Consider the following 25,642-nt stretch of genomic DNA (forward strand, 5'->3'; position numbering starts at 1 on the left):
CTGCATAAGTAAAGGTGTAACCATGCTTTTTAATAAAAAAAACCGGATCGTGTTCGCAGCACATCCGGTTACTGTAAAGGTTACTTACAATCCCGATTTAGACAACATTATAATTTAACCAAAACTCCATAAAGATATGAATTTATTTTTTAGGATCAGGCTGTTATTGCGCCGTGATTCTTACCAAATCTTATTAAAAATGAGACTCGTAGTGCTTTTTCTTACGCTTACCCTGATGCAGGTTAGCGCTAGCAGCTTCAGTCAGAATCTAACGCTTAAAGAGAATAATTCTGACATCATTTCCATCTTAAAACAAATAGAAAAACAAAGTGGTTACCATTTACTTTTCAGACGGGCCGACATTGACGATAAATATAAAGTAAACCTGAATGTAACCAACATGCCCATTGAGCAGGTTATGGGGGTAGTTTTGAAAAATACCAATCTAGATTTCAAAATCATTAAGAAGACCATTATTCTGAAAAAGAATGCCTATTCGCCGTTTGCAACAATTTCGGTGCGGGACCTCGAGATTTCGGGTACGGTGAGCGATGAAAAAGGCGTAACACTCCCTGGAGTGGTGGTTAATGTAAAGGGCACGAAGCAATCAACCGTGACCGATATTAATGGTAAATTTAAGATTTCACTTCCTGCGGGATCAACTACTCTCGTATTTACTTTTGTAGGCATGGAGCCTCAGGAAATTAATCCTGGCAATAAGAGCATCCTCAACGTGGTACTGAAGGCACAGACCACCTCACTTTCTGATGTGGTGGTGATTGGTTACGGTACACAAAAGCGTACAGATCTTAATGGATCTATCTCGTCGGTAAAAGCGGCCGATATTGCCAATGTACCCCAGGCCAGTATTGACCAGATGCTGCAGGGCAGGGCTTCCGGATTAACGATTTCGCAAAACTCTGGTGCGCCAGGCAGCAATACATCGGTACGTGTAAGGGGCGTAACTTCTTTAAGCGGTAGCAACGAGCCTTTGTATGTAATCGATGGTGTACCCATTTCAGGCGATGCAGGCAACCAGAGTACCAGTGGAAGATCTCCTTTACAGGCTTCATCTTCCAATGCCAATTCGCAAACCACAGTAAGTCCTTTATCGTTAATCAATCCAAATGATATTGAGTCGATCGATGTACTAAAAGATGCATCTGCAACTGCAATATACGGTAACCGTGCTTCAAACGGTGTAATTATCATCACCACCAAAAGGGGGAGGAGCGGTAATTCTGCTATCAATTATGATGGTTATTATGGTTTCCAGCGTGTTGCAAAATATATGGATGTGATGAATCTTCGTCAATACGCAGTGCTTCAAAACTCGCTGGGTGATATTTATGGTACCGGCAGAAGGGTTGAATTTGCAGATCCTTCTGTATTGGGAGAGGGCACCAACTGGCAAAAGGAAATATTTAGAACTGCGCCACAAGAAAGTCACCAGGTAGCTGTTTCCGGTGGCAAAGAGGGATTAACTTACTATATTTCTGGCGGATATCTTGGACAGGATGGTACGGTTATCGGTTCCGATTTTCGCCGCTATAGCCTTCGGGTAAATGCCGATGCCCAGGTGAAAGAATGGTTTAAGCTGGGCATTACCTTGACCGGAAGCCGCTCTGCAGAAAATGTGGTTACCAGTGATAATAACGGGATTATTTACAACGCTTTATTGCAGGCGCCTGATTTAGCCGTAACAAACCTTGATGGTTCATATACCGGGCCACCGGTGTCTGATCCATTGGCTGCCGCAGCGGCATTAAACCCCGTTGCACAGGCCCAGCAAATTAAGAATAAGCTGAACAGGACCAACATTAACACCAACATTTATAACGAAATCAAGTTTATCAAATCATTGTCGCTGAGATCAGAACTCGGGGGTGATTTTAATTTCTCGGATAATAATGTATTTACACCGAGTTATTCGTGGGGCCGTTTTACCAATCCTACAGCTTCATTAAAAGAGAGATTCCAGCAAAGTACATTTTTGATCTGGAAAGAATATCTTAACTATAACCAGACTTTTGGAGACAAACATAACTTAAGTGCCATTTTGGGTTACGAGGTTCAGCAGTCAAACTGGAGGGGAATCGAAGGTACACGTCAGGGATTTTATAGTAATGATGTACAATCTTTGAATTTAGGTCAGGCCATCACGGCTACCAATGATGAATATATTGGTACACAACGTCAGGAATCAATCTATGCACGTGCCATTTATACCTACAATTCCAAATATAGCCTTACTTCTACAATCAGGAGAGATAAGACCTCTAAGTTTGCCGAAGGCTCACAATCAGGTTATTTTCCCTCATTTGCGGCTTCTTGGAAATTGTCTGAAGAGCCATTTATGAAAAGGATCAATAAGGTGGTGAACGGACTTAAGCTCCGCCTGGGTTATGGAGAGGTAGGCAACCAGGATGTTCCCAATTATCTTTACAGCTCTTTGTTAAGGTCTTCACAAACAGGTTTGGGAACTGGTTTTCTTGCCGGCCGGATCGATAATAAATCACTAAAATGGCAAACCTCTATCCAATACAACGGTGGTATTGATATGAGCTTTTTAAACGGTAGGATTAGCACGAGTATAGATGTTTACAAAAAAACATCAAAGGACTTCTTATTCCAGCTTACGCTTCCGGCATATTTGGTGGGTGGGCCTGATTATCTGGGTGGTATTAACCCTCCGTATGTAAATCTTGGAAAGATTGACAACGTAGGTTTTGACTTGAACATCAACTCGCGCAATTTTGAAAAGGGCGATTTCAAATGGAATACCAGTGTAGTGCTATCACATTATAATAATGAGGTTAAAGAGCTTGGTAACGGCCTTACGGAACTTTTTGGGACAGTAACCAATGCTTACCTGCAAACGCCGGTTACCCGTACCGTGGTAGGCCGGTCGGTAGGTGAATTTTATGGTTATAAAGTAAAGGGAATATTTAAAACACAGGCGCAACTTCAATCTGCTCCGGTTCAGTTTGGTAGAGGTATTGCCAATAATAGCAACAGCACCTGGTTGGGCGATGTGCAATACGAAGATGTAAATGGCGACGGCGTTATCAACGAAAAAGACCGTACCGAGATCGGAAATCCAAATCCTAAATTCACCTATGGCATTACCAACACCTTTAGTTATAAAGCTTTTGATTTTACCTTGTTCCTGAACGGTTCTTACGGTTCCAAAATTATGAACCTGTTAAACAACACCATGGGGAACCTGGCGGCTGTATATCAGAATCAATATGCAGCATATAGTAATTTCTGGTCACCACAAAATCCTGATTCCAATATTCCGGCGCCTAAAATTGGTATTGATAATCCCAATCTTTTTGTCTCAGACCGATATGTAGAAAGCGGATCTTTCTTACGCATACAGAATGTGAGTTTGGGTTACAGGGTACCTGCCTCGTGGATCAGGAAATTTAAATTTTCTAATTTAAAGGTGTACTCAAGCGTACAAAACCTTTACACCTTTACAAAATATAAGGGCTATGATCCGGAAATCGGGGCAATGAACCAAAGTGCCATTTTAAATAATATCGACCTTGGAAGATATCCAATTGCCAGGACCATCACTTTTGGGGTAAATGCACAATTTTAGTGACCTATAATTATTGAACAAAATGAAATCATATATAATATATAGCTTTATTTTTATCGCCATTTTTAGTGCTGGCTGTAAAAAAGACTTTTTTAATATTCCTCCACAGGATTCACTCAGCGCTGATAATTTTTACCAAAACACCGAACAGGTGCAGGCCAGTACCATTGCGCTGTACAACTCGCCATGGTTCGACTGGAATGCCAAAGCTTCCTGGTGTATTTCAGAATTGCTTAGCGGTAATGCACACACTTATTCTCCGGATGTGATCAACTTCGGTAATTTTTCGGTAACAGGCGATAATACCCAGTTGGCATCAGCCTGGAATTCGCTATACAGCGTAGTTGCCCAATCTAATGCGTTGATTAATAATCTGAAAGCAAAAGTGCCAGCCAGCGTACCAGCATCTGTGGTTAATAATGCCATTGGCGAAGCGAGATTTATGCGTGCTATGGCTTATTTTTATCTGGTAAGAACATGGGGAAATGTGCCGATTATTGAAAATAGCCTTGATTATGTGAACAATTACCAGATTAATACCAATCCGGTAACTGATGTTTACAAGTTCATGATCAACGACCTCAAATTTGCGGAAGATAATTGCGATAAAATGATCAGGACGGGTTCTGTTTCCCAGGGTAAAGTATCCAGCGGATCAGCATCTGCATTATTGGCTAAGGTTTATTTATACATGCGCGACTATCCTAATGCCCGTTTAAAAGCAGAGCAGGTAATCAATAGCGGCGAGTTTAAATTGTATGGAATAGATATTTCTGGCAAAACCTATGCTGATTTATTTAAAACCGCCAATAATAATAACGAAGAGAGTATCGCCGCGATACAATGGTTGGGCGGATCTTCCTATGGTCATGGTAATGCGCTACAATCCTTCCTTGCCTTTAACTCTGAAATTACGGGTACCGGAGACGGTTATGGAAGTGTTACGCCTTCTATCGATTTGCTTACTGCTTTCGAGCCCGGCGATTTAAGAAGAAAGCCAACGGTGATGATGCAGGGAGATGTTTACCCTGAAATTAACCAGGCCAAAGGTGGTTACACTTTACCTGCCGGAGCGGTTGCTCAGGGGATGCCGGCATTTATTAAAAAATATGTGGTGGGTACGCCTGCAGATAATGGTGGTAAAGGCGCAGCATTTTCTACAGGTAATAATACTTATTTAATGCGTTATGCAGATGTATTGTTGATTGAGGCAGAGGCAGTACTTGCCGGGGCTGAACGTACAGCTGACGATGCGGCACTTGTACCTTTCAACAAAATCAGAAAAAGGGCCGGCCTCATTCCTAAAACATCAATTACTATACAAGATATTTATCAGGAGCGTCGCATGGAATTCGTTTTTGAGGCTGATTATTGGTTTGATCTGGGCCGGTTAGATGGTTTTAATGTAACCTCACACCCTAAAGCAATAGCCATTATTTCCAATCAGGAAAGGGGAATTTACAGTAACACCACGCCTGTTGTCATCTGGGGGCAAAAGTACACGCCAACCGATGCCAATTTCCGTTTGCCTTATCCTACAACAGAAACCATTCTAAATCCAAAATTACTATTGGCTCCGGTGCCTTACAATTTTAAATAAGCTTATATGAAAACGTTACATAAAAATATTATAGCCTTTTATCTTGTTGGCATCTTTTGCATGCTGATTTTTGCCACCTCCTGCAAAAAGGAAAAAGAAGGACAGGGTGCACCAAGCATTACCCGCGTGCGTACCTTGGTTAGGCCGGGCGATACTCAACTTACACCATTGGATTCGACAGTTACTTCGGGCGATGTTGGTGTTACTTATGTTATAGAGGGGGTAAATCTGAAATCGACTAATAAAGTAGAATTCAATGGAGCATCAGCTTATCTTAATACAGCGCTTTTCAGTGATAACAGCATTATCGTGATGATCCCGGCAACCGCCACATGGATCAATCAAACAGGAAAATTAATACTGACTAACCCATACGGCAGTACTTCCTTTAACTTTAGTATTAAACAACCAGCTCCGGTAATTAGTGATTTGAGCCAGTTTGCAGGTAATGCTGGCGATGTAATTACCATTACCGGCTTACGTTTTGATCAGGTGTCAGGCGTTAAGTTTGGTACAACTGATGCCAGGGTCGTTTCATCAACGAGCACGGAATTGAAGGTAACCGTTCCAACAGGTGCGCTCGGTGCAGTAAGTGTGACTACCCCTGGCGGTACAGGTACCGGTCCATATGTATCTTACGATGGCGTTGTGGTGCCGATATTGTTGCCATTCGGATTTACTCATTTATTTTATGACGATCAGATCACAGCGGGTTACGACTTCAATTTCGGAGGTGCGAATGCAGATGTGAATAGCACTGAAATGGTAAAAAGAGGTAACCATTCTATTAAATTAACCTATACGGGAAGTTATGCCGGATATGCGGTTGGCAGTAACACACCTGTTGATTTAACTGATAAAACCTATGTTAAGTTTTCTATTTATGGTACAACAGGTACTGAAGGGAAAGTAGTAAAAGTTGCATTGGGTGATTTTGACAACCGTAATGTAAGTGTGGTATTGCATGCGGGCAAGTGGACAAATTATGTAGTTCCAATAGATCGTTTCCAAAGCGCCAGCCAACCGGGCAAACCTACCAGTTTAAATTGGATCGGCTTTCAGGAGTTGAGCGGCAATGCGCCAGAAACCATTTACCTGGATGATATTGGGGTTTACTAATTGAAAGAATATTTAATTAGGTTATATCATAAATAAGTTAGTCCGACTTTTTCAAAGTCCAGAGAACTTTAACGTAGATATAATACCTGGTGAATATCGTCATTGCGAGGCACGAAGCAATCTTTTTTGCCAGTACCGTTGCCATAAAGATTGCTTCGTCGGCTGAAAAGCCTTCTCGCAATGACGGTTTTATTAAGGAAACCCATACCACAAATATGTTCCAACCCTTCCAGATTTATAATTTTAAAATAATTTATCAATGAAATTAATACAATACATCATTGCCATCATCATCATGCTGGCAACCAGTGCTACTGTTTCTGCACAAAAAAACCTGGTGCTTAACGGTGGTTTTGAAAATGAATTAGAGGGCTGGGTTGATTATTCGGCAAAAGTGACTCCTTATATGTATAGCGCCGGCAAAATGAGTGCTGCCTTATTTTCTTCAGATTCTTCTAAATGGACCGGTATGCACCAGATTGTATCGCTGCCCAAAAATACCCAATATATACTCATGAGCGCGAAGATTAAAGTAGATGGTGTAAGTACCGGAAAAAATGCCTGGAATGGTGCATTATTTCTTTTCGAAACGCTTGATAAACAGGAAACTAAAACAGGGGAGGGGATAAACATTGCCTCAGTTACCGGAGATGAAGACTGGAAGTTGTATGAAAAAGCATATATTGTTACACCAGGCATTACGAAAATAAAATTGTTATTTGCCTTAGGCTATGTTACGGGTACAATGTTCGTTGATGAAGTAAGCTTAAAAGCAATTACGCAATCGGAGTTTGAAAAATATTTGTAGTATGATGAATGGTATGATGTGTAAGTTGTTTTTAATCGGTTTGTTACTGTTTACAACTGCAGTTTTTGCGCAGCAAGTGGCTAGTCCTAAAATTGTGCTGAACCAGTCTGGTTATTATCCAAAGCTTGAAAAAAGTGCAGTTATACTTAGTCCCGTTTCAGAAAGTAAGTTTGAGTTGTTATCCATGCCAGACCGGAAAGTGGTGTACACCGGTGTATTATCGGAACTAAAAACTACCCAATATTCGAACATTAAAACAAAACTAGCCGATTTTAGTGCTTTTGATCAATCAGGTGATTATATCATCCACGTGGATGGCGTTCCTGAATCTCCGGTTTTTAAAATTACAGATCATGTGAACCATGATTTAGCAGTGGCCGCATTAAAGGCATTCTATTATCAGCGTGCTTCAACTGCGCTGGACGTAACCTATGCAGGGAAATGGTATCGTGTTGCCGGGCATCCCGATACTTCGGTTTATATTCATCCATCGGCCGCTTCTAAAAACCGTAAGGTTGATAGTAAGATTAATGTTTCCGGAGGATGGTATGATGCCGGAGATTATAATAAATATGTGGTAAATAGTGGTATTTCTACCTCAACCTTACTTTCTGCTTATGAAGATTTTTCTGAATATTTCGTGGGGCAGGAGGCGCATATTCCACAAGCCAAAAACAAAGTTCCAGACGTCTTAACAGAGGCTGTTTACAATTTACGATGGATGCTGAAAATGCAGGATCCTGGCGATGGCGGGGTTTATCACAAATGTACTAATCTGAATTTCGACGGTATGGTGATGCCAGATCAGGCCTTATCAAAACGTTATGTGGTGGCAAAGGGTACTGCCGCAACATTAAACTTAGCCGCAGTGGCCGCACAGGCTTATCGCATTTTTAAACATTTTCCTGAGCAATATCCCGGATTGGCTGATAGTTGCCTTTCGGCATCCAGAAATGCCTGGCGCTGGGCATTAAATAACCCTAACGTTGTTTACGATCAAGATCTGCTTAACAAAACATCAGACCTTAAAGTAAACACAGGTGCATACGGCGATAAAAATTTTGAAGATGAATGGATCTGGGCCTCTGCAGAACTGCTGGCTTCAACCGGAGAGCAGGCCTTTTATAATGCTTTTTTTGCGCGTTTGAATGCTCCGGTAAGCTTGCCAAGTTGGAGCAATGTAGGCATATTGGGGTATTATACATTAATCAGATGTGAGCGGCAGCTGCCTGAAAGTTATAAAAGTATAACCAGCATTTTGAAGAAGAAAATATTGACACTTGCTGATCGTTACTTAAATGCCTTCAAAACAGGTGCCTACCATACGGTGATTGGCGCTTCGCCTGACGATTTCGCATGGGGAAGTAATTCTTCAGCAATGAATCAAAGTATATTACTCATCAACGCTTATTTATTTTCCAAAAATGAGGCTTATCTCGATGCTGCGGCCAGTAATCTCGATTACGTTTTAGGTAAAAATGCAACCGGCTATTCTTTTGTAACCGGCATAGGTTACAAATCACCTATGCACCCACATCATCGCCTGTCGTTTGCAGATGGTATTGCGGAACCCATTCCAGGCTTACTGGTTGGTGGGCCTAACCGGGAAAAACAGGATGGATTAAAATACGATTCCGAACCAGAATTGTCATACCTCGATGATGTCAATTCTTATGCGAGTAATGAAATTGCCATCAACTGGAATGCACCATTGGTATATGTAGCAAATGCAATGGAGTGTATTGAAAAAGGGAAAAAATAAGGATCAATTGAAGTAACCCATGCCCGGAGTCCCCGCCTGTGCGGACAGACCAGCCCGTACAGGCGGCGAGATATCGATATCTCATAAAATAAAATGAAGCAAGTTGAGTTGGCGGTAATATTTGAAGTTTTATTTAGCTGGCATTGCTCAGCGGAATACTGAAAGAAAAAGTACTACCTTTCCCAAATTCACTCTCTACCCAAATTTTTCCCTGATGACGGGTTACGATTTCTGCGCACAGGTATAAGCCTATCCCGAAGCCGGCGATCGTACTGTCATTTTCAACCCTGTAATACCGGTCGAAAAGTTTTTGTTGATGCTCAGCTTTAATGCCGATGCCTTGATCAATGACACTTATTATAATTTGATCATGATCAACGGAATATTGTATATTAACCTTGCTACCCAGATCAGAATATTTAATGGCATTACCGATCAGGTTTTGAAGTACCTGGTTTAATTTATTGCGGTCTGCATAAACCATTACCTCATCGGCAAGGTGCAGCTTTACTTCGTAACCCGTGGTTAGTGTTAAGGTCTCTTCACAAACCTCTTTTAATAAATCTGTAATTTCAAATTGTTGTTTATCAATGGCTATTTTTCCTGATTCCAGACGTGAAACATTTAAAAATCCGTCAATCATTCTGGTCATCCGCTTTACCTGGTTTAGCGATTTGTCAATTGTAGCGAGCATTCTGTCTTCAGTTTGCTGGCGCGAGAGGTATTGCAACAGTTGCAGGTAGCCATTTATCGAGGTGAGTGGTGTTTTGAGCTCGTGGCTCGCCATACCGATAAAATCATTCTTACGCTGTTCATCCTCCTTTTGCTCAGTAATATCCAGCACCGAACCTATAAATCGCATCGGTTTATCGCTGGCGTCAAAATAAACCTGCCCTTTGGCCCTGATCCACCGCAGGCGTTTGTCTTCAAATCCAATGGTGCGATATTCTACGTCGTAAATGCCGTTGCTGGCTTGTTTATCAAAAACATAAGCTAAAACGGCGTTAATCCTTTCTAAATCATCTTGATGAAGGTTCTGTAAAAAATCCCGCTCAAAATCAACCTCATTCGAATGGCTGATCCCGAATAATAGCCTGCAGCGGTCGTCCCATTGCATGTGGCCTGTAGCCATGTCCATATCGAAAGTGCCCAGCTGAGCAGCTTCTTTAGATAACCTGATCTGTTCATAGGCCTTTTGAAGTTTTTCCTTTGAAATTACATGCTCGGTAATGTCCGTGGCGGTCTGCATCAGCCCGATTACCTTTCCATTTACTTTCAAGGGGGTATAGGTCAGGTCGTAATAGCCTAATGCAGGCTTGCCATTTTTGATCAGTGATATGCCAACACCGGGCACATGGTGGTTGAGCCCCGTGCGGTAAGCATAAAATAACTCGTCTACTACCTGTTGTCCAACCAATTCGGGGATAGCCTCGAACCAGGGTTTTCCTAAAACAGATGAGTCCTTGCCAATCAGGTTGAGCATGGGGCCGTTAATTACGTCAAAAACCATGTTTTCTCCTTTGGTAATCAACATCGGAACCGGAGAGGAGCGAACCATATTTTTAAACCATTCTCGGCTTGCTTCCAATTTTGTCCAGGTTTCCGCTGAAGTAACGCCATCCGCTTCACTTGTTTGAACATCATCCTTGGCAAGCAGCACATGTTCGGTTTCCAATTGCAGGCTTTCGCCTGTTGTTTGCATGTATTCTATATTTCGGCGGTTAATGCCCTTGTTCGTACCAGGCAATATTTCATTTGCAGCTTTCGGGTTTGCCGATAGCTCGTGGTCATTTACAGGCTGATGCTGTTCTGTGGCTAGCGTTGGTTTCGCGATCAGCCAAACCACAATTTTTGGTTCATGATCAGCAGCTTGTTCTAATTTGCTTGCAAAATAAAGATAGCTAGAAAATGGGGATACGCTACTTACCAGGTCAGGAATCTGTACGGGTATTGTAAAGTTGTTTTTTAACTGCAAGAAGAAATCAGAAATGTTTGAAGGCAGGTTTTGGCCCAAAATGTCATGAAGGCTCATCTTCAGGATTTCTTCCAGACTTCCATTTACTAACGCTAAAAATTGAGCATTTGCATATGCTAGTTCCAGTGAATCGGGATCAATAACGAAGATGGGGATTGGCGCCAGGGTTATGAAACTGGAAGTATTGGTTATGGTTAGCATGTTATATCCCGTTAAATACAAATGTAATCATTTTGGCTATTTACCAACGTAATAACATTTTTTAAATCTTGATCTGTTGACCTTGCAATTGTTGACCCAAACAGCAGGACTTCATTCGTGTTTACGCTATTGCCAATCCACAATTATACCTTTCAATTTAGATACAAGGTCCATTTTGTTCATCTATGCGTTTCAGTATAGCGGATAAAATCATGTTATAAGCCACATAGGCAACAAATACAAAAAAGCCTAACTGTAGCGCAGAATTATTCTCAGTAACCACTTTTAGCGCTTCGGTGTCGATATTGAGCCCGGATAGCTGGCTTTTTAAAATCCCGTTAAGACCAATATAGGTCATGGCTATCCCAACTACCATCACATCTGCCATATCCCATTTGCCGAGGTCAAATGCCAGAAAACGGATGAATTTTGAATTGCCTAATAATTTACTGCATGATACCTGCAATCCACGTGCAATGAGGCGTAGCAGGGGCAGTATAACCACGAAAAGCATCAGTAATACGCCTACCAGTACCGCATCTGGTTTGGGTTGTTCTACCAGGGTGCCAATAATACCCAATATACTCTGGCTTTGAAAAAAGAGTACCTGGTTGTTGAAAACCAGTTTTTCCCCTAACAAAGCAAACTCAAGTGTTTTAATTCTGGCGTCTACCTCTATAATGGGTGATGACACACCAACTGCAAGTAAAATGAACGCGAAAAGCAATGATATCACAAAAAGGGTAACTTCGCTATCCACTCGTTTGCGTAATAAAAGCCAAAGCATTAGGGCAATTACAATACAGGCAGTCATCCCGATTGCATACTGATAGCTCAAACCTTTAATGTGGCTAAGTTTGGCATTTACAACTTTGTCAAAAGCGTTGGCATTATCTACTTTATACTTTTTAAAAATGCTATGCTCTACGGATGAGATGGTTTGATCGCTTCGGTCATAAGTCTGTGCTTCCAGCTCGTCGAGTTTTCCGGTTGCTACAGATTTTAATTTTTTCAAGCTTCTGGGGCTGGTTATTTTGGTTACAATGGTACGTGAGAAAGATGGCACCAAGGCATGGATTTCTTTAACATCTACAAATGTATTAAACGCCAGTTTTTTAAGTTTGGCACCAAGTCCTTTCTGCGGTCTCGTCACTTCAGCAACGGCTTTGTTTACCATGCCATGTAATTGTTTTTCAACTTCCTGTTGCATATCCACCTTTTGGCTTTTGGTAAGGTTAAACCCCTTTACCTTCCGATCAACCACTGCTGAGATTTTATCTCCCCAGCGGTCTACCGAAAATATGCCGAAAGTAATGTTGTTTGAAAGGCTGTAATCTTCCTTAATGTGTTTTTGCTCATAAGCCAGTTCGCGGAAATGGTAGCCACAATACGCTGCAGCCATTAAAAGCAGCAAAAGTGCGGCAATCAGGATAAAAGATGCCGACCTGGATTGATCTGGCTTACCCTGCTTATTTGTACTCATATTATCTTTTTGCAATTCGCTCATTCATCTTAGATTTAATGCACCTCGTGCGGGGTAATAGATTTAAGGATGGTCGAAAGGATCAATCCATAAAGTACAAAACAAATAAAAACAATATAACCAGGTTGCAGCGCGGTGTTGTTGGTTGTGAGGATGGTAAGCGAATCATTATTGATATTCAGGGCCCTCAACTGGTTTTCAAGCAATCCGTTAAGCCCAATGTATGCCATTAAAATAGCGATCACAATTACATCGGCCATGCTCCATTTTCCTGATTGAAAAGCAAAATACTTAACTATACCATTTTCTGCCCACTTTTTGCCACCCAGCAGGTGAATCCCTGTTGACGTGAGCTTAACTACGGGGAACAAAATACTAAAAGCCAGAATCAATACGCCAACCAGTACAGAATCTATTGCCGATTGGCTGATGAGTACCCGCACGACATCCATTATACTTTTGCTCTGGAAAAAAAGTACCTGATCATTAAAAACAACATGTTCTCCCAGTAAAACAAAATCTAAAGACCTGATTCTGGCATCAACTTCAATCATAGAGGCGGTTAGGCCGACTGCTAAAAGCATAAAGGCAAAAAGTAACGACATAATGAAAAGCGTGGTATGCAAATCCCTACGTTTGCGCAGCAGCCACCAGAATGACAGTACGATGATTACGCAGCCTAACATCCCAAAACAGTAGTAGTAGGTTTGCTGCCGGATGCTGTTTAATGAACCAGTTAGCTTCTGGTTTAACTGTTGATTATCAGATACGCCATAACGGTTGTAAATTTTTTTCATTATGGCGTTATTGGCTATAAACGCGGTATCCTGACTTTCTTCTTTGGCTATCTCATTAAACTCGCCCAGGGCCATCCGGCCAAGTTGCTTTTTATTCTTAGGATTATCAATTTCAGCAATTATTTTTTTGGCGAAGTTTGGCACTTCTGCGCGGATACTATCCGAATTAACAAAATTTTTGATGGCAAACTTTTGGATCTTTCCGCTAATGGTTTTTTTGGGTTTGTTTACCAGGGCTTCTGCCTTATCAATAAGTGCAAGGAGTACCTGTTCAACTTCGCCCTGTAGTACCTTTTTTTGTTTGCGGGTTATTTTGAGGCCAGAAACCTGGTGGTGAACAATATCTGCTACCTTATCTTTCCATTGTTGCACAGAAAACAGTCCATAAGTGATGTTGTTTACCCTTGAGTAATCGTGTTTAATCTGTTCCTGTTTTTCAGATAGTTCGTGTAGCCTGAAACCAAAAAAGCCTTCGGCTACAAGCAGTATGCCCAATGCGAGAATCAGCAAAAGCCGGTAAATAAGTTTTCCTGATGCAGGTTTGTTGATTATTTTTTCCAATATGTGCGTGATAATGGTGATTACATCTCCCCGAAAGGGTTGAGCTATTTGCAGATAAACATTAATTTTTGCAAAATGTTTTATACCTCTGTTACAGCGGAAAGAGATCGGATAACAGGCTAATTGGATGTATTTCAGTTTTGCAGGGTAGCGTAAGTAAGTTATTCGATTATTAAGGTTTTGTTGATGCTATTTGTATTATCTTTATCGCCATAAATAAATAAAATAATGGATAATCAAAGCTTCTCTAACGAACAGTTTTTATCTGGCGGTGGAGAAATGGGCGCATTAATCCGCTCAATGGATTGGTCTGATAATCCATTAGGCCCGGTTGAAACGTGGCCGCAAAGTCTTCGGACATCTGTGAGTTTGTGTCTTTCTTCCACTTTTCCGATCCTTATTGCCTGGGGACCAGAAACGATACAGATTTATAACGATGCCTACCGCCCCATCTGTGGAACCATGCATCCCCAATCAATGGGCATGAACTTTCGCATTTGCTGGGAATCTGCTCTGGAGGTGGTTGGCGATAAATTTACGCGCGGACAGCAGGGAGAAGGAACTTACATTACCGATCAACAGATGTTTTTGTTTCGGTACGGCTACCTGGAAGAAGCGTTCATGACTTTTTCATTTGCACCTATACGGGATGAATCTGGTGAGGTGGGCGGAATATTTCACCCCATTACCGAAACTACGGATAAAATGCTCAATGGCCGCAGAACGCAGGTGCTCCGTGATCTGGCATCGGTTTTAGCCAGGGCAAAGTCCATTGAAGATATAGGCAGCCTGATTGTGGAAAAGCAGCCGGATTTTGTTGCCGATTTGCCTTTTATCTTATTTTACAGTATAGCAGATGACGGCGCATCTGCCACTTTGATCAATAGTGCAGGCACAGCGCTTGCCCCGGCATTGGCTATTCCTGAAATATTATTTGATGGAAACGCACAAGCCTGGCCGTTAGCAAGAGCAGTTGATGCGCCTTTGGTTTTAGACGATTTGATTTTGAGGTTTGGTAATTTTGCCTGCCAGCCCTATCCTGAAACACCAACTACAGCAGTAATTTTGCCGGTATTCATTTCGGGTAAGGAAAAACCCTTTGGTTACATTGTTGCTGGCGTGAGTGCCAGAAGAGCCATTGATGAAGAATACCTGGGCTTTTACTCGCTTTTGGCCAATACTTTTAGTAGTGCGGTTTCTAACGTATATGCCTACGAGCAGGAACAGAAACGGGCTGAAGCGCTGGCTGCAATAGATAGATCGAAAACAGCTTTTTTTAGTAACGTCAGTCATGAGTTTCGTACGCCTCTTACGTTAATGCTTGGGCAGCTGGAAGATCTCCAGGCCAAAACCATTATGGCCGATCCTGAAATTGGTGAGATTGTACTTTCTACGCACCGCAATTCCATGCGCCTGCTTAAACTGGTTAACAACCTGCTCGATTTTAGCAGGGTGGAAGCCGGGAGGGTAAAAGCTGCTTTTCAGCCGGTTGATATTGTAGGGGTAACTACCGACCTCGCCAGTAGTTTCCGGTCTATTATTGAGAAAGCAGGTATGGAGCTTGTTGTTAAAGCTGATTTACAGTCTTTTGAAGTTTTCCTCGATATCCAGATGTGGGAAAAGATTGTACTCAACTTGCTTTCCAATGCTTTTAAATATACACTTGAAGGAAAAATTACCGTCGAATTGATTAAAGAGGGTGATCATGTGATCTTAAAGGTTTCAGATACAGGGGTAGGCATACCAGAGGCTGAACTTCCGCATATGTTTGAACGCTTTCATCGGGTGGAAAATGCGATTGGCAGAACCCATGAGGGAACTGGCATCGGACTTTCATTGGTTAGTGAGCTTGTTGGGTTACACGGTGGAGATATAGCCGTCGAAAGTGTTTTTGGAACGGGATCAACCTTTACTTTACGTATCCCTTTAGGAAGTTCTCATCTGCCTGCAGAACAAGTTCATCAAAAAGGTTTTCAGGGACTGATGATCGGTTTGAGAGAATCTTTTCTTCAAGAGGCTTCAGGCTTATTAGGTGAAGAGTATAGTGAAATAGTAAAGGAGAACAAACCTACTCAGGCTGACCACCTACACCAACCCGAAGCTAAGGTGCTGATTGTTGATGATAATAACGATATGCGCGCCTATCTGAAACGTTTGCTTGAACCTGAATTTAACGTTTACACAGCAGTAAATGGTGAAGATGCCCTGCAAAAACTCAGCACTTTCACTCCCGAGCTTATCCTTAGTGACATCATGATGCCTGTTATGGATGGAAAAGCTTTGCTTAAAAAAATCAGGGAAAGAGAAGAAAAACATTGGATCCCACTTATTTTTCTTTCGGCAAGGGCAGGCGAAGAAGCCAGGATTGATGGGTTGGAAGCAGGTGCAGATGATTATCTGGTTAAGCCCTTTTCTGCACAGGAGTTACTGAGTAAAGTACGTGCGCAGATTAAAATAAACAGGGTTAGGCTTTACAATGAACGGCGTATGCGCGATTTTGTGGCCGTTGCTTCCCACGAATTAAAAACGCCGTTGACCGCACTCTTTGGTTATATTCAGCTCATAGGGAAAAAGTCTGCAACAATTAATGAACCTTTGATAGCCAATGCAGCAGAAAGGGCCGGTTACCAGATCACGAGAATGGCGAGGATGGTTGACGATTTCCTTGATGTGAGTAAACTGGATGAAGGGATGTTGCACCTGAATTGGGAACAATTTGATATTGATGAACTGGCTAAGGAAATTGCAGCCGAAGTACAATTTACATCTCCTTCGCATATCCTCCATTTCACCGGTGGTGATAATCTCCAGGTAAGAGGTGATCGGGAAAAAATTGGCCAGGTTATCACAAACCTGTTGATAAACGCCGTAAAATATGCACCGGAAGCACCGAAGATTGAAATTGCTGTAAATAAAAACGAAAAACAAGCGGTAATAGGTATACGGGATTATGGAATTGGGATAAAAAAGGAAGACCAAATACATGTGTTTAAGCGGTTTTACCGTACTGAATCTGCAAATAAAGGTTTTAGGGGATTTGGTGTCGGCTTATACCTTTGTGCAGAAATCGTGAACCGCCATGGTGGTACCATAGGGGTAGAGAGCGAACCTATGGTAGGTTCTACCTTTTATTTTTCCTTGCCGCTGGCTGATTAAAGCAAAGCCCATCACACACTGCTTAGCTAAAAAAAGCGACTACCGGATTGCCAGTAGCCGCATCAACTAACTGATTGAACAGTTATTTATTTTAGGTAGATGTGCGGTTATAACATTGGTCTTTTCTTAATTGTTTTGAAAAAAGACTAGTTTAGCATAATATTTTAAATTAACCTGGGTTGAGAAGTAATGTTTATAGTTGTCTTTTTTTCCACATAGATGATTTCCAACACGCATCAGTGTAACCGATTTTAGTTGTAAAGAAATAAAACAAATTACTAATTAAGGGGTTATATGATGGATTTTATTAATTAAAACGAAATTAGAAGTGGTTAAACACTTCTCAAAATACAAGTCAGATACACACAATTTTATACAGATCAATTGGAAACATCTAACAATAGAAAATTTGAACTTTCAGGAAATGCAGGTGCATCTAATTTTCAACTGATGACTATGGCATTGGATGCCTCTATTTCTGGCATCATCATTACCGATAATACCCAGCAAGACAATCCAATCATTTATTGCAATAAGGCCTTTGAAAAAATTACGGGATATTCGAGAAAGGAGATTATTGGACATAATTGCAGGTTTTTGCAGGCACAGGACCGAAACCAAGAAGAACGGGCAATTTTAGGTAAAAGCATTGCAGAAGGGGTAGAATGCCGGGTAGAAATCAGAAATTATAAAAAAAATGGCGATCTGTTCTGGAACGAACTCTATATGTCGCCAGTAAAAAATGCCAATGGTGAAGTAACCCATTTTATAGGGGTGCAGAACGATGTAACCTCAAGGAAGAATGCGGAGCACGATTTGCGGCAGCAAAAATTGGTGATGGAAAACCGGATCAAAGAGCGTACAAAAGAACTTCGGGAAAGCGAAGCCTTCCTGTCCAGTATTATAGAAACGGTTCGAGAGGGGCTTTTGGTACTTGATCCTAATTTCAATGTACTTAGTGCCAACAATCACTTTTTGAGGACATTTAAGGTAAGTAAAGAAGAAACGGTTGGCCGTCAGTTATATGATTTAGGTAACCACCAGTGGGATATTCCGAAGCTTCGTGATCTGCTTGTTAAAATTCTGCCAACCAATAATCCTGTTGTGGATTTCGAAGTTGAGCATGATTTTCCACATATTGGAAAGAAATTAATGCTCTTGAATGCATACCGCGTAGAATTTGAAGGGCAATTTAAAGACCAAATCCTGCTCGCTATTGAAGATATTACGGAAAGGCGTGAGGTGGAAATTAGAAAAGACGACTTCTTATCCATTGCCAGTCATGAACTCCGTACCCCGCTTACTACAATAAAAGGTTATGTGCAGTTGTTAGAACGTGCCATGCCTCAAGATGCGAGTGAGAAATTTCTATCTACTTTTGGCAAAGTATCGGTATATGTAGAACGCTTAAATTCGCTGATTAGCGAATTGCTTGATGTTTCGCGTATCCAGAGTGGTAATATGGAGTTGCATATGGCGCAGTTTGATTTCGATAACATGATTGCTGAAGCTGTTGATGGTATGCGTACAACAGTTCCTGGTCATCAGATCATACTAAGTGGCCAAACTGGTGCAAAGGTGCTTGCAGATGAGTCGCACATTGCTCAAGTGGTGAGCAATTTATTATCAAACGCCATTAAATATGCACCCGATTCGGAAAAAATTGAAGTCAATATTGCCAACGTAAGTGATTATGTAAAGGTATCGGTTAAGGATTTTGGTTTAGGAATGAGTGCTGAAGACAGGAAAAAAGTTTTTGAAAGGTTTTACCGGGGTGTAGAAATCCAGAAGAAGTTTCCAGGGATGGGCATAGGACTTTATATTTGCGACCAGATTATTAAAAGACATAATGGAACCCTATGGGTAGAAAGTGAAATAGGCAAAGGTTCTATATTCAGTTTTACTTTACCTAAGGCAGGAAAGGAAACGAATGGATAAAAAGAAAATCATGATCTGTGATGATGATGAAGGGATTATTGATGTATTGGAAATGATTTTGGATGAGGTGGGACATACGGTGATTTCGGTAAATGACAGTTTAAAAGTACAGGCGGCTATTGATAAGGAACAACCGGATTTGCTGATCCTGGATTTATGGATGCCTAGACTTTCGGGACAAGAGGTACTGAAGCACCTAAGAAAGCACTCGGCACATCATCAACTAAAAGTAATTGTAATTTCTGCCAGCAGAGATGGTGAACAGGTAGCAAGTGATGCAGGCGCCAATCAATTTATAGCCAAACCTTTTGATTTAAACAATATTTTAGAGTCCGTTAACGCCCTGCTTAATTAAAGGAGTTGATACATATTTTTGTTTACCGTCGTCACCCTGATCTGATAGCTCTCTGATTTATTTCAAGGGCTTCTTGCTAGAAGATGCTGACCACGAAGTAGCTACAAGGCAATTGAAATGCTAACGCTACTTGTAAAATGAATTCAGCATGATGAATCTGCATTAAGTTAATCTAAAAGCTAAACTCAGCATTTAAAGCACTTAGTTATATCATTTTCTTAAGCTCAATTGCATTAAAAGCAGCATAACCTTCTTGGTCATTATCAAAATAGAGGTATACATCTTTCTTTTCCTGCAACCAGGCATTACACATCTCAGCCCATTTCGATAAGGCAGATCGACTGTATGAACCCTGGTATTTTTCTCCGGGTCCGTGCAGCCTGATGTATACAAAATCAGCAGTGGCAACAATGGGCGATTGATGCCCGCCTAAATCGTAAATACAGAAGGCACAATTGTATTGTTTTAGCAGCGCAAATACCGCTTCATCGTACCAGGTCTGATTTCTGAATTCAAAAGTATAACGATATCCTGATGGGAGTATTTCTAAAAATCGTTCCAGCCGCTCGGTATTAATTTGCCATTTTGGTGGGAGTTGAAAAAGGATAGGACCCAATTTCTTCCCTAGCCCGAGGCTCGCATCTAAAAATTCTACGATTTCGTTTCGCGATACATTCAGTTTTTTTAAATGGGTAAAATACCGGTTAGCTTTAACGGCATAAGTAAAACGCGCGGGACTTTGTGCCTCCCAAGCTTCGAAATTCTGTAGCGTTGGCTGGCGGTAAAAAGAATTGTTCAGTTCTACAGTATCAAAATTTGCAGTAAAATATTGCAATTGATCTTTCTTTTTAAGATTTGCCGGATAAAAAGTACCCTCCCAATGGCGGTATTTCCATCCTGATGTACCGATAAAAGCCTTACCTGATTTCATTTAATCCTATCTTATGCTAAAATACTTATCACGGTTATCTTATAGCATATTGCTATTCTATTTCACCTTCCGCCAGCCCATCCAAAAACCATCCCGATCTATACTCAAACCGGGCAAATTCGTTTTTCGATTCGTTGGTTACCTTTCCGGTAAAATCATGTGCAATATCACCCTCACTTTCAAGAATCTGTTTGGCAAGCAAAGCGTATTCATTCAGGTCGAGTCCGTCTTTAATGATATACATCAGTTCTCCATTTTCGCTCCATAATGATTCTATTAATCCGTCATCAAACTTTGTCTTTAACGTATGCAGCTCTCCTTTAGGCTTTTTCATAGGTATTCCGTTCATATTGGTATCTAATGTGTTAATAAAAGTAAATTGTGACCTGGGGTTCAGGCTGATTTATTTCTTCTCCCTTACTGATTCCAGCTCATCCAATGGGATGGACCCGAGATCTTTTTGAGGCGGCCCGGTAAGCACTTGTCCATCAATAGAAAAGCGTCCTCCATGGCAGGGGCAGTCCCACGTCTTTTCAGTTGGATTCCAGTTCACAATACAACCTGCATGCGTACATACAGGGTTTAAGGCTGTTATTTTTCCGGCATTATCCTTATACAAGGCCAGTTTTTCTCCATCAAATTCTACAATTTTGCCCTCGCTTTTGCCCAGTTCGCTGGTAGATTTAATGATTTCTGCGCCAAATCGGTCTGCCACAAAATGGTAGGCTACATCTGCATTTTCTTTTACAAATTCGGCAAATCCGGCAATGGGTTTCAACCTCGACGGATTGAACAGTTTTTCATAGGGATTTTCTTTTCCCAGAATAAGATCACTGATCAGTACAGCCGAAAGACTGCCCAGGATCATACCATTTCCATTGAAACCAGTTGCAACATAAATTCTTTTATCGCCCCCAGGCAGTTGACCAACATAAGGTAGCCCATCAACAGGTACATAATACTGTGATGACCATTTGTAACTGATCTCGCCGATGTCAAAGTATTTTTTTGCATAATCCTGAAGATCTTCAAAAGCTTTTAACGGATCTCCGTGGCCGGTTTTATGGTCGGCGCCACCAATAATCAGGTATTGTTGTCCATCAATTTCATGGCTCCTGAAGTAGTGATAAGGCTCTTGCATATCGTAAGCCAGGCAATCAGGATATTTGCCGCTGTTCAGCTTTACGGCAAGCACAGAACTACGGTAAGGTGCGTTGCGTAAAGAAAGGATATTTATCCCCGGCGGAATATGCGTGGCATAAACAATATTTTTTGCCTGTAGTGTAAATTTATCACTCTTTGCATAGTGGATGTCTTCACGCAGCTCTGTACTGTGGATAAAGGTCTGTTCAATAATTTTACCGCCCAGTTTTTCAAATTCCTTCGCCAGTGCGGTAATGTATTTTAATGGGTGAAACTGGGCCTGGTTTTCAAAACGCAAAACGTGATCATAAGGGATCGGAACACCATTTTCATCAGCTTCACTTACTGCCACACCAGCAGCCTGCGATGACTCAAGGATAGATTGGAGTTCTTTTGTTTCTTTTTCGTTCTGCGAAAAAAGATAAGCCATTTTAAACTCAAAATCAGCATCAATTTTTAATTCCTGTACGTTTGTGCTGATCATTTCGATCATCTTCTTTGTTCCTTCTGCTATTAAGCCAGACGTTTCTTTGCTAAAGTCGCCATCTATTTCAGGGTAGGTAGTATCCAGAAAAGTGTTTAAATGGGCAGTTGTGCCGCCGGTGGTGCCAAAGCCGAGGTTTTTTGCTTCAACCAGCGCACAATGCTTACCCTGTTTTTGCAAAAGGTATGCGGTTGTTATACCTGTAATTCCACCACCTATAATCAGCGTATCGTATATTTCTTCCTGATCAGCATAATCTTTTGCGACACTGTTTATTGAAGCAGCCTGCCACATACTGGCATTGGCTCCATCTCTCCTATTTATTTCTGTTTCGTTATTTTTCATTTTCAAAGCAGTTGATAAATTAAGAACCTGTTATCAAACGTAAAGGTTTTAGAATTTCGTTTTAACTGCCTGGAGCAGGTCAGGATGTTTATTTCACTAAACTTGATGTCGATTTTTATTCTGTTTGATAAATAACGAAACTAAGCAGAGGAACACATGGTTTTTAAATAAAAAGACTATGGAAAAATCGAATAATGATTTGGTTCCGCCGCAACTTGTGGGAAGCCAGATGGATGCAGTTGAAGAACGTAAATTAAACACCCTCATTCAGGCTCAGGATTTTTTTGCAGCTGCTGAAAAACGATTACTGGCCGTGAATGAATGGGGCAAACTCTCCGGATTATCAGACTTTAAGGTTTTTACCCCTGACGGAAAGGAAGCCATGCGGTCAGCACAAAAGGGAGATTTTATCAGAATCGATATCCCGGGTCCCGGACCACTATCGGGTGATGGTTTTGATTGGGTGATGGTTGAAGAAATTAAAAGTGAGCATGGAGGTGACCAGGAAATGATCAGTATGTGTGTGCGCCCTTGCCCTTCGCCTTTAAACCAAGATAAGGAGGTTGCTCATTTTTTAAAAGACCATGCCACTTCTACCTTTATTATCCGAAGAGATCGGATTACGGTATGGGCAGAGGAACATGGAAGGAATGAGCAGGCTAATGTTAGTGATGGCAATTTAATTGATAGGGCCCGGAACCTGGTTGTCGGTTTTAGTGCAAAGCTGGGCTTATCCTATCCACAATGGAAATTGCTTGTAAAAGGGTTGCTTGATGGTAAGCCTTAATGCTGCAGCATGGCAAGCCCTTCTTCATTGCCCTGCATGGCTGCAAGTTCTGCAGCCCGCTGTCCGCGTACATCGGTAATGGAAGTATCTGCGCCATTTTCAAGTAACAGTTTCAGCAGGTCATTCCTGCCAAACATGGCGGCAAACATCAATGCGGTCCCCCCGTTTCCATGCTGAAGATCTAGTTTTGCCCCCCTGGCGATGAGTAATTCGGCAATGGGAAGGTAGCCCTTAAAGCAAACCCCCATCAGTGCGGTATTGCCACCAAAATCTGCCGCGTTGATATCAGCTCCTGCTGTTAAAAGTATTTCCGCACATGATAAACGGTTGTTATAACAGGCAATGATTAATGGGGTGTAGCCTTTTTCATCCCTGAAATTCACATTTGCACCCCTGCTAATAAGCTCTTTTAACACTTCCGTTTCTCCTTGTCTGGCTGCGGGTATCATTAATTGGTCTAAATTTTCCATGTAAACATAACTGTGGCTGTAATGAAAAGGTTTGGTTTATTATTCTGGATGTAATAAAGAATATTTCATTGTTGGTGGTAATTTTAACCGATTATTTCAATCGGTTTTTCGTTCTATAGCTGCTTTTTAGCATTTTTTCAACAGAAAAGACCCTGAAATAAATTCGATAACTATCGGATCAGGGTGGACGACGTAAAAATAGCACAAATAAACAAAAGGCTCCGAAGAGCCTTTTTAAATTATTTATTCTGCTACTGCTTCCTCATTAACTGCGTTAACCGCCAGTTCTGTTAAAGCTACATCTGTTGCCTTTTCATTTTCGAGGGTTTGCGTAAGAAGTTCGGCTACATCATTGTGGCCCATATTTTCTGCAAATACCCTTAAGGTTCCATAAGTTGCAATTTCATAGTGTTCAACTTTTTGAGCGGCGAGAATAAGTCCGGCATCGCGAATCATGGTACCTTTATCTGTATCAGCAATAATGCCGTCAGCTTCTTCTAATAATCCAGCCATGGCATCGCATTTTTTCGCAGTTGCTTTTTCGCCTAAAAGGCTAAATACTTCTTCAAGTGTGCTGATGTGTTGCTCTGTTTCTTCGGTATGCTTTTCAAAAGCTGCGGCTAGTTCCGGGCTTGTAGCCGCTTTCTTCATTTTCGGAAGCGCTTTTGCAAGGTGTTTCTCTGCCCAATAAATATCTTTTAACTCATCAATAAAAAACTCGTGGAATTCTGAATTCTCCATTTTTCCTGTTTTACCTGTAGGTTTTGCGGTTTTCTTTTCGGTTTTTTTTGTAGTTGCCATAATTATATTTTTTATAGGTTCTTTATGTATAGAACAGGTTGAAATTTATGATAGTTTTGACTTTTTTTATTGTTTGTAAGATTTGTTCGAAACTGTAGGCTCCACTTCGTCAGCTTATTTCCCTGTTTCCATGTGTGGCGCATCAACAGGTTTTGATTCAGGCGAACCTTTCTGCCTCAGAAAAATAGTGAGTACAACGATAGCGGCAACAGATAGGAACTCGCTCTGCCAATTTTGAAAGGTTTCAAACCAGAAAGTGGTTTGCCCCAGGTAAGCGCCCATCGTATCCGCAGGTTTTCCTTTTAGTGCCTGTTCTATGTTGTGGTCTTGCCAGCTGCCGTAAAAATGCAGATACCAGCTAAGCAAAAACAGTAAAATAAAAGCAATGGAAAGAGAATGGGAATATAGTTTTAAAATCCATCCGCCCTGGCGTACAGCCCATGGTGCATCTTTGGAGGGAACGGGTTCCCGATCCACTTCTTCTTTCTGGTCAATCTTTTTTGATTCTGCAGAACCGATCTGGCGTAGTTTTATCGTTAACAAAACATAAAGCATCATCTGTAAAAATTCACTTTCGAAATTCTCAAAGGTCGCAGAGATGAAATGGCCTGAACGCAGGTAGGTGCCTAAATTAAGGCTGTTTGCTCCATGTTCATTAAGTTCTTTATTGTGTTCATTCCAGCCGGTAAGGGCCTGGGCAAAAAGGGAGCATACAAAAAGGCCGATGAATACAACAGATAGTCCGTTTTTATATAGCCAGGTTTTTTTAGGAAATACGCTGTTAGCTTTCATGATCGTGATATTAGTCTATAGCGCTGAGGTAATTTATAAGTAAATCTGCACAGGCCTCTACCGTTGCCGAAACAATTTCTTCCCGTTCTCCGGTAAAATTAAGTCTTTCTGAAAAGGCCAGCCCACCTTTGCTGGTCGCATAAATAAATACAGTACCTACGGGCTTTTCTTCAGTTTCGCTTCCTCCCGGAGCGGTAAGCCCGGTAATACCGATATGAATATCAGCTGGGATCAACCGTGAAAGGCCCAAACTAATGGCCCGGGTTACCTCCATTGATTCAGGTGTATAGGTTTTAATCAACGTATGATCAACCTGTAAAAGATCCTGCTTTAATTGGGCATCATAACAGGCAATTCCGCCCTTAAGAAATTCTCCTGCATGGTCGATCATTGAAAATTCTGCCGAAAGCCGGCCGGCGGTTGCGCTTTCGGCAAAGGCAATTGTTAACTTTTTACCAATGAGCATTTTGCCCACAGCATCCATTTTATTGCTTTTCATATTTGCTAAAATCTGGCTCTTACTT

General features: G+C 41.4%; 19 protein-coding genes. 9 read left to right on the forward strand and 10 right to left on the reverse strand.

Going from position 1 to position 25,642, the window contains the following annotated elements; genetic code table 11:
* Window positions 1-136 precede the first annotated feature (136 nt).
* The 5 genes from DV942_RS18550 to DV942_RS18570 all read left to right on the forward strand — a co-directional run bounded on the left by DV942_RS18550 (window position 137) and on the right by DV942_RS18570 (window position 8,899).
* Window positions 137-3,610, forward strand: a complete 3,474-nt coding sequence (locus DV942_RS18550; RefSeq protein ID WP_222431122.1) for a TonB-dependent receptor — start codon at window positions 137-139, stop codon at window positions 3,608-3,610.
* Window positions 3,611-3,632: 22 nt separating this feature from the next.
* Window positions 3,633-5,210 (forward strand): RagB/SusD family nutrient uptake outer membrane protein, encoded by a 1,578-nt coding sequence (locus DV942_RS18555; RefSeq protein WP_145860043.1) that lies wholly within the window; start codon window positions 3,633-3,635, stop codon window positions 5,208-5,210.
* 6 nt (window positions 5,211-5,216) lie between these two features.
* Window positions 5,217-6,329 (forward strand): IPT/TIG domain-containing protein, encoded by a 1,113-nt coding sequence (locus DV942_RS18560; RefSeq protein ID WP_145860046.1) that lies wholly within the window; start codon window positions 5,217-5,219, stop codon window positions 6,327-6,329.
* A 259-nt stretch (window positions 6,330-6,588) separates the two neighbouring features.
* Window positions 6,589-7,137 (forward strand): carbohydrate binding domain-containing protein, encoded by a 549-nt coding sequence (locus DV942_RS18565; RefSeq protein ID WP_145860048.1) that lies wholly within the window; start codon window positions 6,589-6,591, stop codon window positions 7,135-7,137.
* Window position 7,138: 1 nt separating this feature from the next.
* Window positions 7,139-8,899, forward strand: a complete 1,761-nt coding sequence (locus DV942_RS18570) for a glycoside hydrolase family 9 protein (RefSeq protein ID WP_222431123.1) — start codon at window positions 7,139-7,141, stop codon at window positions 8,897-8,899.
* 133 nt (window positions 8,900-9,032) lie between these two features.
* On the opposite strand, the gene DV942_RS18575 is transcribed toward DV942_RS18570, so the two are convergent.
* The 3 genes from DV942_RS18575 to DV942_RS18585 all read right to left on the reverse strand — a co-directional run bounded on the left by DV942_RS18575 (window position 9,033) and on the right by DV942_RS18585 (window position 13,916).
* Complete coding sequence (locus tag DV942_RS18575) at window positions 9,033-11,075, reverse strand: PAS domain-containing sensor histidine kinase (protein ID WP_145860050.1); 2,043 nt, start codon at window positions 11,073-11,075, stop codon at window positions 9,033-9,035.
* A 157-nt stretch (window positions 11,076-11,232) separates the two neighbouring features.
* Window positions 11,233-12,582 carry a paraquat-inducible protein A gene (locus DV942_RS18580; RefSeq protein ID WP_244950738.1) on the reverse strand — a complete coding sequence of 450 codons (1,350 nt, stop codon included), beginning with the start codon at window positions 12,580-12,582 and terminating at the stop codon, window positions 11,233-11,235.
* Between the two features lie 11 nt (window positions 12,583-12,593).
* Window positions 12,594-13,916: a paraquat-inducible protein A gene (locus DV942_RS18585; RefSeq protein ID WP_244950739.1), complete on the reverse strand. Its 1,323-nt coding sequence runs from the start codon at window positions 13,914-13,916 to the stop codon at window positions 12,594-12,596.
* Window positions 13,917-14,144: 228 nt separating this feature from the next.
* Between DV942_RS18585 and DV942_RS18590 the strand changes: the two genes are divergently transcribed.
* From DV942_RS18590 to DV942_RS18600, 3 genes are all read left to right on the forward strand, one after another.
* On the forward strand, window positions 14,145-17,072 hold the full coding sequence (locus DV942_RS18590) for an ATP-binding protein (protein ID WP_222431124.1): 2,928 nt from the start codon (window positions 14,145-14,147) through the stop codon (window positions 17,070-17,072).
* 384 nt (window positions 17,073-17,456) lie between these two features.
* On the forward strand, window positions 17,457-19,010 hold the full coding sequence (locus tag DV942_RS18595) for a PAS domain-containing sensor histidine kinase (protein ID WP_244950740.1): 1,554 nt from the start codon (window positions 17,457-17,459) through the stop codon (window positions 19,008-19,010).
* The gene (locus DV942_RS18600; RefSeq protein ID WP_134204787.1) at window positions 19,003-19,365 is read left to right on the forward strand and encodes a response regulator; all 363 of its coding nucleotides are present in this window, start codon (window positions 19,003-19,005) and stop codon (window positions 19,363-19,365) included. The genes DV942_RS18595 and DV942_RS18600 overlap by 8 nt, the downstream gene beginning before the upstream one ends.
* A gap of 205 nt (window positions 19,366-19,570) precedes the next feature.
* Here the strand turns inward: DV942_RS18600 and DV942_RS18605 are convergent, their stop codons facing one another.
* The 3 genes from DV942_RS18605 to DV942_RS18615 form a co-directional block, all read right to left on the reverse strand.
* Window positions 19,571-20,296, reverse strand: coding sequence for a DUF72 domain-containing protein (locus DV942_RS18605; RefSeq protein WP_145860052.1), 726 nt, complete (start codon window positions 20,294-20,296; stop codon window positions 19,571-19,573).
* A gap of 52 nt (window positions 20,297-20,348) precedes the next feature.
* Window positions 20,349-20,630: a hypothetical protein gene (locus tag DV942_RS18610; RefSeq protein WP_145860054.1), complete on the reverse strand. Its 282-nt coding sequence runs from the start codon at window positions 20,628-20,630 to the stop codon at window positions 20,349-20,351.
* Window positions 20,631-20,699: 69 nt separating this feature from the next.
* Entirely contained in the window at window positions 20,700-22,268 is a 1,569-nt protein-coding gene (locus tag DV942_RS18615) for an FAD-dependent oxidoreductase (protein WP_145860056.1), read from the reverse strand.
* Window positions 22,269-22,446: 178 nt separating this feature from the next.
* Between DV942_RS18615 and DV942_RS18620 the strand changes: the two genes are divergently transcribed.
* Window positions 22,447-23,055 carry a hypothetical protein gene (locus DV942_RS18620; protein ID WP_145860058.1) on the forward strand — a complete coding sequence of 203 codons (609 nt, stop codon included), beginning with the start codon at window positions 22,447-22,449 and terminating at the stop codon, window positions 23,053-23,055.
* On the opposite strand, the gene DV942_RS18625 is transcribed toward DV942_RS18620, so the two are convergent.
* The 4 genes from DV942_RS18625 to DV942_RS18640 all read right to left on the reverse strand — a co-directional run bounded on the left by DV942_RS18625 (window position 23,052) and on the right by DV942_RS18640 (window position 25,617).
* Window positions 23,052-23,525, reverse strand: coding sequence for an ankyrin repeat domain-containing protein (locus DV942_RS18625; RefSeq protein WP_145860060.1), 474 nt, complete (start codon window positions 23,523-23,525; stop codon window positions 23,052-23,054). The two genes, DV942_RS18620 and DV942_RS18625, sit on opposite strands and share 4 nt — an antisense overlap.
* A 243-nt stretch (window positions 23,526-23,768) precedes the next feature.
* The gene (locus tag DV942_RS18630; protein ID WP_090984813.1) at window positions 23,769-24,326 is read right to left on the reverse strand and encodes a YciE/YciF ferroxidase family protein; all 558 of its coding nucleotides are present in this window, start codon (window positions 24,324-24,326) and stop codon (window positions 23,769-23,771) included.
* Between the two features lie 114 nt (window positions 24,327-24,440).
* Complete coding sequence (locus tag DV942_RS18635) at window positions 24,441-25,118, reverse strand: DUF6766 family protein (RefSeq protein ID WP_145860062.1); 678 nt, start codon at window positions 25,116-25,118, stop codon at window positions 24,441-24,443.
* Between the two features lie 10 nt (window positions 25,119-25,128).
* Entirely contained in the window at window positions 25,129-25,617 is a 489-nt protein-coding gene (locus DV942_RS18640; RefSeq protein WP_145860064.1) for a CinA family protein, read from the reverse strand.
* Window positions 25,618-25,642 lie beyond the last annotated feature (25 nt).

Origin of the sequence: Pedobacter suwonensis (genome assembly GCF_007833675.1) — a bacterium.
GTDB classification, from domain to species: Bacteria; Bacteroidota; Bacteroidia; order Sphingobacteriales; family Sphingobacteriaceae; genus Pedobacter; species Pedobacter suwonensis.

Coding starts and splice junctions, on each gene's coding strand:
- DV942_RS18550 (WP_222431122.1), top strand. CDS start 137: ATGAATTTATTTTTTAGGATCAGGCTGTTATTGCGCCGTGATTCTTAC.
- DV942_RS18555 (WP_145860043.1), top strand. CDS start 3,633: ATGAAATCATATATAATATATAGCTTTATTTTTATCGCCATTTTTAGT.
- DV942_RS18590 (WP_222431124.1), top strand. CDS start 14,145: ATGGATAATCAAAGCTTCTCTAACGAACAGTTTTTATCTGGCGGTGGA.
- DV942_RS18610 (WP_145860054.1), bottom strand. CDS start 20,630: ATGAAAAAGCCTAAAGGAGAGCTGCATACGTTAAAGACAAAGTTTGAT.
- DV942_RS18615 (WP_145860056.1), bottom strand. CDS start 22,268: ATGAAAAATAACGAAACAGAAATAAATAGGAGAGATGGAGCCAATGCC.
- DV942_RS18600 (WP_134204787.1), top strand. CDS start 19,003: ATGGATAAAAAGAAAATCATGATCTGTGATGATGATGAAGGGATTATT.
- DV942_RS18570 (WP_222431123.1), top strand. CDS start 7,139: ATGATGAATGGTATGATGTGTAAGTTGTTTTTAATCGGTTTGTTACTG.
- DV942_RS18635 (WP_145860062.1), bottom strand. CDS start 25,118: ATGAAAGCTAACAGCGTATTTCCTAAAAAAACCTGGCTATATAAAAAC.
- DV942_RS18640 (WP_145860064.1), bottom strand. CDS start 25,617: ATGAAAAGCAATAAAATGGATGCTGTGGGCAAAATGCTCATTGGTAAA.
- DV942_RS18580 (WP_244950738.1), bottom strand. CDS start 12,582: ATGAGCGAATTGCAAAAAGATAATATGAGTACAAATAAGCAGGGTAAG.
- DV942_RS18625 (WP_145860060.1), bottom strand. CDS start 23,525: ATGGAAAATTTAGACCAATTAATGATACCCGCAGCCAGACAAGGAGAA.
- DV942_RS18575 (WP_145860050.1), bottom strand. CDS start 11,075: ATGCTAACCATAACCAATACTTCCAGTTTCATAACCCTGGCGCCAATC.
- DV942_RS18565 (WP_145860048.1), top strand. CDS start 6,589: ATGAAATTAATACAATACATCATTGCCATCATCATCATGCTGGCAACC.
- DV942_RS18630 (WP_090984813.1), bottom strand. CDS start 24,326: ATGGCAACTACAAAAAAAACCGAAAAGAAAACCGCAAAACCTACAGGT.
- DV942_RS18605 (WP_145860052.1), bottom strand. CDS start 20,296: ATGAAATCAGGTAAGGCTTTTATCGGTACATCAGGATGGAAATACCGC.
- DV942_RS18560 (WP_145860046.1), top strand. CDS start 5,217: ATGAAAACGTTACATAAAAATATTATAGCCTTTTATCTTGTTGGCATC.
- DV942_RS18620 (WP_145860058.1), top strand. CDS start 22,447: ATGGAAAAATCGAATAATGATTTGGTTCCGCCGCAACTTGTGGGAAGC.